The 8,079-nt window shown below is 70.8% G+C and carries 4 protein-coding genes and 1 pseudogene; 3 read left to right on the top strand and 2 right to left on the bottom strand.

The annotated features are described in order from the left end of the window. Window positions 1-1,003, bottom strand: a 1,003-nt coding sequence (locus ABNT58_RS02385) for an amidase family protein (RefSeq protein ID WP_348751913.1), incomplete at its 3' end; no start/stop codon positions are given. Window positions 1,004-1,237: 234 nt separating this feature from the next. On the opposite strand from ABNT58_RS02385, the gene ABNT58_RS02380 reads away from it, so the two are divergent. Then, a complete protein-coding gene (locus tag ABNT58_RS02380) occupies window positions 1,238-4,069 on the top strand; it encodes an ATP-binding protein (RefSeq protein ID WP_348751912.1) in 2,832 nt (943 codons plus the stop codon). On the opposite strand, the gene ABNT58_RS02375 is transcribed toward ABNT58_RS02380, so the two are convergent. Further along, window positions 4,053-6,374: a UvrD-helicase domain-containing protein gene (locus tag ABNT58_RS02375; RefSeq protein WP_348751911.1), complete on the bottom strand. Its 2,322-nt coding sequence runs from the start codon at window positions 6,372-6,374 to the stop codon at window positions 4,053-4,055. The two genes, ABNT58_RS02380 and ABNT58_RS02375, sit on opposite strands and share 17 nt — an antisense overlap. A 65-nt stretch (window positions 6,375-6,439) precedes the next feature. On the opposite strand from ABNT58_RS02375, the gene ABNT58_RS02370 reads away from it, so the two are divergent. Beyond that, a complete protein-coding gene (locus ABNT58_RS02370) occupies window positions 6,440-7,498 on the top strand; it encodes a patatin-like phospholipase family protein (RefSeq protein ID WP_348751910.1) in 1,059 nt (352 codons plus the stop codon). A 108-nt stretch (window positions 7,499-7,606) separates the two neighbouring features. After that, window positions 7,607-8,079 (top strand): annotated as a pseudogene (locus tag ABNT58_RS02365) (hypothetical protein); the annotation flags it as partial.

The following is an 8,079-nucleotide window of genomic DNA, read 5'->3' as shown; positions in this document are numbered from 1 at the left end:
TCAGGCCATCGGCCTTCAGCTCGGCGGTGTAGCTCTTGGGCACCTGCGTCAGGCTGGCGTAGGCCGATGCATTGGCCACCAGCGGCGCGTCATAGGCCTTGGCGCTGCGCTGGCCGCTGAAGGGGCTGGCGTCGTAGCCCACCATCGCGTCGAGCAGCAGGGCGCAGTCGGCCACTGCGCGGCACAGCGGGCCGGCGGTGTCCTGCGAATGGGCCAGCGGCACGATGCCGTCCTGGCTGACCAGCCGCAGCGTCGGCCGGATGCCGAAGAGGCCCTCCACCGCCGAGGGCACGCGCACCGAACCGCCGGTGTCGGTTCCGATGCCGATCATCGCGAAGCTGGCCGCCACCGCGGTGCCGGTGCCCGAAGAAGAGCCGCCCGGGCTGTTGGCCGGGATGTAGGCATTGGCCACGCGCCCGCCCAGCGCCGAGTTGCCGCCGAAGCCAAAGGCGAACTCGTCGAGGTTGGCCTTGCCGATGACGATGCCGCCCTGGGCCTTGATGTTCTTGACGATGTAGGCGTCGTCGGGCGGCTGGTTGGCCGCCAGCGCCAGCGAGCCGGCGGTGGTGGGCATGTCGCCGGTGTCCACGTTGTCCTTGACGATCACCGGCACGCAGTGCAGCGGGCCGGCCAGGCGACCGCTGCCGAAGTAGCGCTGGTCCAGCGCATCAGCCTCGGCCAGCGCCTGCGGGTTGGCCAGGATCACGCTGCGCAGCGCGGGGCTGTTCGGAAAAGCGGCGCTCGGGTCCTTGTCGTAGGCGGATATCCGTTTCAGGTAACCCTGCACGATGTCGCGGCAGGACACCTGGCCCTTGCTCATCGCGTCGTGGAACTGGGCCACCGTGGCTTCCACCAGCGGAAAGGGCTTGCGGTTGGGGTCGAGGGTGACGCCATCGTCGTCGCCGCCGCAGGCGGCGAGCACGGCCAGCATCAGGCTGCTGCTGCCCAGGGCCAGCCAGCGGCGGCGGCCTGCGAAGAACGTGGAGTCGGGGGTTCGGGTCATCGGGTACTGCTCCTGCCACCCGCGCCGGCGCCTCACCACGAGGAAGACCGTCACACGGGCAGGTGCCGGCAGAACGCAACGATCGTGCCCATGTGAAGCCACGTTGCGCGCACGAATGCGTGCGTAAAGCAACCAATTGGGCGAGCCCGGTGGGCGGTCCGCGGCCAGGGCCCTGGCGCCCCCGCCGCAGGGCGCCTTACGATGCATCTCCAACCGGGATCAGGGACCTCCACTGTGGATGCGACCACGCTGTTGATCACCAACGCGCTGCTGTCTTCGGCAGCCGCCGTGGTGATGGCCGTGGTGCTGTGCACCCGCAAGACCTACCCCGGCTTCGGCTTCTGGACGGGCGGCATCGCCTGCCTGGCGCTGGGCGCGGCGCTGCTGGTGCCCGGCGTGCTGCCCGCCACGTGGGCCACCCGGGTCGGCCGCAATGCGGTGCTGATGGCCGGCCACCTGATGCTGCTGCGCGGCATGCTGCGGTTCCGCGGCTGGCGCGTCGGCCCGGCGCTGGAGGCGACGGTGGCGCTGCTGTTCCTGCTGCCCTTCGGCTACCTGAGCCTGGACGCCGGACAGCTGGCCGCCCGCATCGTCTGCTATTGCCTCTTCTCGGCCGCTATCAACAGCGCCACCGTGGCCGTCACCTTGTGGCGGCGCCCGCCCTACTTCGGCTCCAACGACCGGCTGCTGGCGCTGTGGCTGCTGCTGTTCGTGCTGATCACGCTGGTGCGCGCGGCCCAGGAGCTGGCCGACGTCAGCACCGCCTTCGAAACCCTCAAGAGCTTCGGCAGCGTGTACGCGCTGGCGCAGATCCTGTCGGTGCAGCTGGTGACATTGACGCTGGTGAGCATCAACTCCCAGCGCATCGAGGCAGACCACCGGGCCGGCGCGGCCGACCTGCAGCAGCGCGAACAGCAGCTGCGGCTGATGGGCGACAACCTGCCGGCCGGCTTCCTCTACCGCTACACACTGGCCGATGGCCACCGCCGCTTCGACCATGTCAGCAGCGGCATCCAGCGCACCTTCGGCCTGTCCCCGGCCGACGTGATGCGGGACGCCAGCCCGCTGTTCGCGATGCTGGCGCCCGAGATGCAACCGCGCTACGCCGAGGAAGAGGCCCGCAGCGCCGCCCAGCTGACCGACTTCCACGCCACGCAGCGCTTCAAGCTGCCTGACGGCAGCGTGCGCTGGCTGGACGTGCGATCGCACCCGCAGCGCCGCCCGGACGGCGCCGTCTTCTGGGACGGCGTGGCGCTCGACGTCACCGACACCATGGCTGCGCGAGCCAAGGTCGTGCGGCAGGCTGGCTTCTACCGCTGCCTGTCGCAGTGCAACGCAGCGGTGGCGCGCAGCGACAGCCAGGCCGCGCTGTTCGCTGCGGTGTGCGACGCCATCGTCGAAGCGGCCGGCATGCGCCTGGCCTGGGTCAGCCTGGCCGATGCCGATGGCCGCCTGCAGCTTCAGGCCCAGGCCGGCGAGCCCGCGGACCTGCCGCAGCGCCTGCTGGCGGCCGGCACCTCCACCCTTACCGCCGGCCAGGCGCCCGACGAGCAGGCTCTGCGCAGCGGCGAGCCGCTGTGGTGCCAGCAACTGCCCGCCGACGCACCCGCCCAGGCCTGGCAAGGCGCGGCCCGGCAGGCCGAGTTGCAGGCCCTGGCCACGCTGCCGGTGCGCCGTGGCGGGCGCGTGGTGGCTGCGCTGACCATCTGCGCCGGCGATACCCAGGCCTTCGACCCCGAAACCCAGCACCTGCTGGTGGACCTGGCGGCCAACGTCAGCTTTGCGCTGGACAACTTCGACCGCGAAGCCGACCGCCGGCAGGCCCAGCAGGCGCTGGACGCCCACCGCCAGCAGCTGGAAGAGACGGTGGAGCGCCGCACCGCCCAGTTGGCCGAGGCGCGCCAGCGCGCCGAGGCCGCCAGCTTGGCCAAGACCGCCTTCCTGGCCAACATGAGCCACGAGATACGCACGCCGCTGAACGCGATGATCGGCATGGCCCACCTGATCCGGCGCGAGGACCTGAGCCCGCGGCAGGCCGACCGCCTGCTCAAGCTGGAAGTGGCGGCCCGCCACCTGCTGGAGGTGCTGAATGCCGTGCTCGACCTGTCGAAGATCGAAGCCGGCAAGATGACGCTGGAAGCGGTGCCGCTGCGGGTCGAGGCCATGGTGTCCAACGTGCTGTCGATGCTGGGCGAGCGCGCGGACGCGCGGCAACTGCGGCTGCACAGCGAGGTGGAACACATGCCGCGCGACCTGCTGGGCGACCCCACGCGGCTGCAGCAGGCCCTGTTGAACTACGCGAACAACGCCATCAAGTTCACCGACCGCGGCAGCGTGACCTTGCGCGCGCGCCTGCTGGAAAAAGACAGTCGCAGCGCGCTGCTGCGCTTCGAGGTCGAAGACAGCGGCACCGGCATCGACCCCGAGGCCATGCCGCGCCTGTTCGAGCCCTTCGAGCAGGCCGACCGCGCCCGCACGCGGCGCGCCGGTGGCACCGGGCTGGGCCTGGCCATCACCCGCCGGCTGGCCACGCTGATGGGCGGTGAGGCCGGCGCCACCAGCCGGCCGGGCGGTGGCAGCACCTTCTGGTTCACGGCGCGGCTGCAGCGTTCAGCGGCCGACGTCGATGCCGCGGCGCCGCGGCCCGAGGGCGATGCGGAAGAGGCGCTGCGCCGCCGCCATGCCGGCACGCGGGTGCTGGTGGCCGAGGACAACCCCGTCAATGCCGAGGTGGCGCAGGCCATCCTGGAGGAAGCGGGCCTGCTGGTGGACGTGGCCACCAACGGCGACATGGCCGTGGCGATGGCGCTGCAAGGTGGCTACCGCCTGGTGCTGATGGACATGCAGATGCCGGTGCTGGACGGCCTGGACGCCTGCCGCGCCATCCGCCGCCAGCTGCCCTCGGCCACGCTGCCGGTGATCGCGATGACCGCCAACGCCTTTGCCGAAGACCGCGCCCAGTGCCAGGCTGCCGGCATGGACGATTTCATCAGCAAGCCGGTGGACCCGCCGGCGCTGTACGGGCTGCTGTTGCGGTGGCTGGAACCGGTCAATCCACCGGCGTGAGCTTGGCCACCGACAGCGCCAGCCACTTCATGCCGTGGCGGCCGAAGTTCACCTGCGCGCGGGCATCGTCGCCCTGGCCTTCCAGCGTCAGGATCAACCCTTCGCCGAACTTGGTGTGGAACACCGACTGGCCCACCCGCAGGCCATGGCTGGGTGCCTTGGGCACCAGCGGTGGCGGCGCCGGGGCCACGCGGCCCGCGCCCACCATCGAGCCGAAGCCGCTGCCGCGCTGCCAGGCCTGCTGGTATTCGCGCGCAAAACCCGAGCCGAAGCCCTGCTGCTTGGGCGTGAGCCACTTCAGCGCATGCTCGGGCAGCTCCTCGAAGAAGCGGCTCTTGACGTTGTAGCGCGTCTGGCCGTGCAGCATGCGGGTCTGGCTGAAGCTGAGGTACAGCCGCTGCCGCGCCCGGGTGATGGCCACATACATCAGCCGCCGTTCTTCTTCCAGGCCGTCGCTGTCGCTCAGCGCGTTCTCGTGCGGGAACAGGCCCTCCTCCATGCCGGTGATGAACACCGCATCGAACTCCAGCCCCTTGGCCGAGTGCACCGTCATCAGCTGCACCGCGTCCTGGCCGGCCTGGGCCTGGTTGTCGCCGGCCTCCAGCGCCGCGTGGGTGAGGAAGGCGGCCAGCGGCGAGACGATCTCGCCGGTCTCGGCATCGGGCGTCAGGTCGGGGCCGGGTGCGGGCGCATCGCCTCTCAGCGTGCCGGGCGCATGCTCGTCCACCGGCAGCGCCACCGCGTCCTTGCCGAAGCCTTCCTGCGTGACGAAGGCTTCGGCCGCGTTGACCAGTTCTTCCAGGTTCTCGATGCGGTCCTGGCCTTCCTTCTCGGTGCGGTAGAAGTCGATCAGGCCGGCGTCCTGCAGCATGTGCTCGATGATCTCGCGCAGCGTCAGGCCGCGGGTGCGCTCGCGCAGGCCTTCGATGATGCCGACGAAGCCCGCCAGGTTGCTGCCGCCCTTGCCGCCCACCGCGCCCACGCTCTGGTACAGGCTGCGGCCGGTGCCGCGGGCGGCATCCTGCAGCTGCTCGATGGTGCGCGCGCCGATGCCGCGGGCCGGGAAGTTGACCACCCGCAAGAAGCTGGTGTCGTCGTTCGGGTTCTCGATCAGGCGCAGGTAGGCCAGCGCATGCTTGACTTCGGCCCGCTCGAAAAAGCGCAGGCCGCCGTACACGCGGTACGGAATGCCGGCATTGAACAGCGCGCTTTCGATCACCCGCGACTGCGCATTGCTGCGGTAGAGCAGCGCGATTTCCTTGCGCGCCAGGCCGCCGCGGTGCAGCTGCTGGATCTCTTCCAGCACCCACTGCGCCTCGCCGAAGTCGCTGGTGCTTTCCACCACGCGTACCGGCTCGCCGGGGCCGGCATCGGTGCGCAGGTTCTTGCCCAGGCGGCGGCTGTTGTGGGCGATCAGCGCATTGGCAGCGTCAAGGATGTTGCCGAAGGAGCGGTAGTTCTGCTCCAGCTTGACCACGCGCTCGACGCGGTACTCGCGCTCGAAGTCGGCCATGTTGCCCACCAGCGCACCGCGGAAGCCGTAGATGCTCTGGTCGTCGTCGCCCACCGCGAACACGCCCTGACCGTTGCCCGGGGGCGCGAACATCTTCAGCCACGCGTACTGCAGCCGGTTGGTATCTTGAAACTCGTCCACCAGCACATGGCTGAAACGGTGCTGGTAGTGCGCACGCAGCGGGTCGTTGTCGCGCAGCAGCTCATAGGTGCGCAGCATCAGCTCGGCGAAGTCCACCACGCCTTCACGCTGGCACTGGTCTTCGTAAGCCTGGTACACCTCCACCATCTTGCGGGTGTGCTCGTCGCGCACCGGCACGTCGCGCGGGCGCAGGCCTTCTTCCTTGCTGCCGGCAATGAACCAGCTCAGCTGCTTGGGCACGTAGCGCTCTTCGTCCAGGTTCATCGCCTTGACGATGCGCTTGACCGCCGACAGCTGGTCGGCCGTGTCCAGGATCTGGAACGACTGCGGCAGGCCGGCCAGCTTCCAGTGCGCGCGCAGGAAGCGGTTGCACAGGCCGTGGAAGGTGCCGATCCACATGCCGCGCACATTGACGGGCAGCATGGCTGACAGCCGCGTCATCATCTCCTTGGCGGCCTTGTTGGTGAAGGTGACGGCCATCACGCCGCCGGGCGTGATGGCGCCCTGCTGCAGCAGCCAGGCGATGCGGGTGGTCAGCACGCGGGTCTTGCCCGAACCGGCACCGGCCAGGATCAGGGCCGGCTGGGCCGGCAGCGTCACCGCGGCCAGTTGTTCAGGGTTCAGGTTGCGCAGCAGCGGGTCGTCTTGCATCGGCCCGATTCTAGGAGGGGGGTGCCGGCGGGCCGGCTGCCACACCCGCGTGGCATGCTGGGCCGATGGGCTTGTCTTCGTTGTTGACATGGCGGCGCGGCGCCGCAAGAACACCGCTGAACCTGGCGCTGCAGGGCGGCGGCGCCCACGGCGCCTTCACCTGGGGCGTGCTCGATGCGCTGCTGGAAGCCGACCGCTTCACGCTGCAGGCGCTGAGCGGCAGCAGCGCCGGCGCGATGAATGCGGTGGTGCTGGCGCAGGGCCTGATGGCCGGCGGCACCGACGGTGCCCGCGCCGCGCTCGACCGCTTCTGGACCGCCATCGGCAGCCACCTGCCCTTTGAATGGCTGACCACCGGCGCCGACGAGTCGCCCAGCCTGAGCCCGGCCGCCCGGCTGCTGATGCGCTGGACCCAGGCCTTTGCGCCGCACCAGCTCAACCCGCTGGACCGCAACCCGCTGCGCGACGTGCTGGCAGAGCAGGTGGACTTCGAGCGCCTGCGCGCCCAACACCGCGGCCCGCGGCTGAAGATCGCCGCCACCGAGGTCAACAGCGGCCGGCTGCAGGTGTTCGAGCGCCCGCGGCTCAGCGTGGAGGCGGTGCTGGCCTCGGCCTGCCTGCCCACGCTGCACCACACGGTGCTGGTGGACGGCCAGCCCTACTGGGACGGCGGCTACAGCGCCAACCCCGCGCTGCTGCCGCTGCTGCAAGACCGGGCCTGCGCGCCCGACACACTGCTGGTGCTGCTGGCCCCGCGCAGCCACGCCAGCACACCGCGCAGCGCCGCCGAGATCCGCGAGCGGGCCATGGACATCGCCTTCCAGGCGCCCTTTCTGCGCGAGCTGGCGCTGCTGCATGAGATGCAGTCCGCCCTCGGCCAGCCGTGGTGGCCGCAGCCCGGCCTGGCCGGCCGCCTGGCACGCGCCCGCTGGCACCTGGTGGACGGCCAGGCCACGCTGGCCGCGTTGCATGGCGAAACGCGGCTGATCGCCCACCTGCCCTTTCTGCAGCGCCTGCGCGATGCCGGCCGCGCCGAAGCCCGGGCCTGGCTGGCCGGGCCGGCGGCCCGCGTGGGCCAGTCCAGCGGTGTATCGCTCGCGCAGGTGGCCTCATCCACACTTTGATGGATGCGCGGCGGCCGGCACCGCAGGATGCTGCGGCCCATGCTGCACCGCAACAACTCTTGGCCCCACCCGCCAATGCATTGGCTGCGCCTGGCCAGGCGCGCGCCCTTGCTGGCCGCCCTGCTGCTGGCGTTGGCGGCGGCTGGCGCAGCACGCGCCGCTGACGACCTGCCGGTTTTGCACGCGGACGCCAACCGCACCACCGTCTCCGGCCTGTCGTCGGGCGGCTTCATGGCCGTGCAGTACGGCGTGGCCTTCTCGGCCAGCGTGCGGGGTGTCGCCGTCATCGCGGGCGGGCCCTACCTGTGTGCCTGGTTGCCGGTCAACGGCGGCATCGAGGGGTGCATGGGCGGTGCGCCGGTGGGCAGCGCTTCCTGGGGCGCGGCCTTGATGCAGGCCGCGCTGGGCCAGATCGATCCCGCGGCGGGGCTGGCCGCCCAGCGCATCTACCTGTTCAGCGGCACCCATGACGAAACCGTGAAGCCGCCGGTGATGGCCGCCACCCGCGATTTCTACGTCGCGGCCGGCGTGCCGCCCGCGCGGCTGCAATGGGTGGGCCGGCTGCCCGCGGGCCATGCCTT

This window comes from uncultured Aquincola sp. (assembly GCF_964001545.1).
In the GTDB taxonomy this organism is placed as follows: domain Bacteria; phylum Pseudomonadota; class Gammaproteobacteria; order Burkholderiales; family Burkholderiaceae_C; genus Aquincola.
The sequence above is the reverse complement of the archived record's forward strand: the minus strand, read 5'-3'. Positions and strand labels throughout refer to the sequence as shown.

Bases quoted from the DNA above. Each gene is read 5' to 3' on its own strand.
- ABNT58_RS02375 (WP_348751911.1), bottom strand. From the start codon at position 6,374: ATGCAAGACGACCCGCTGCTGCGCAACCTGAACCCTGAACAACTGGCC.
- ABNT58_RS02370 (WP_348751910.1), top strand. From the start codon at position 6,440: ATGGGCTTGTCTTCGTTGTTGACATGGCGGCGCGGCGCCGCAAGAACA.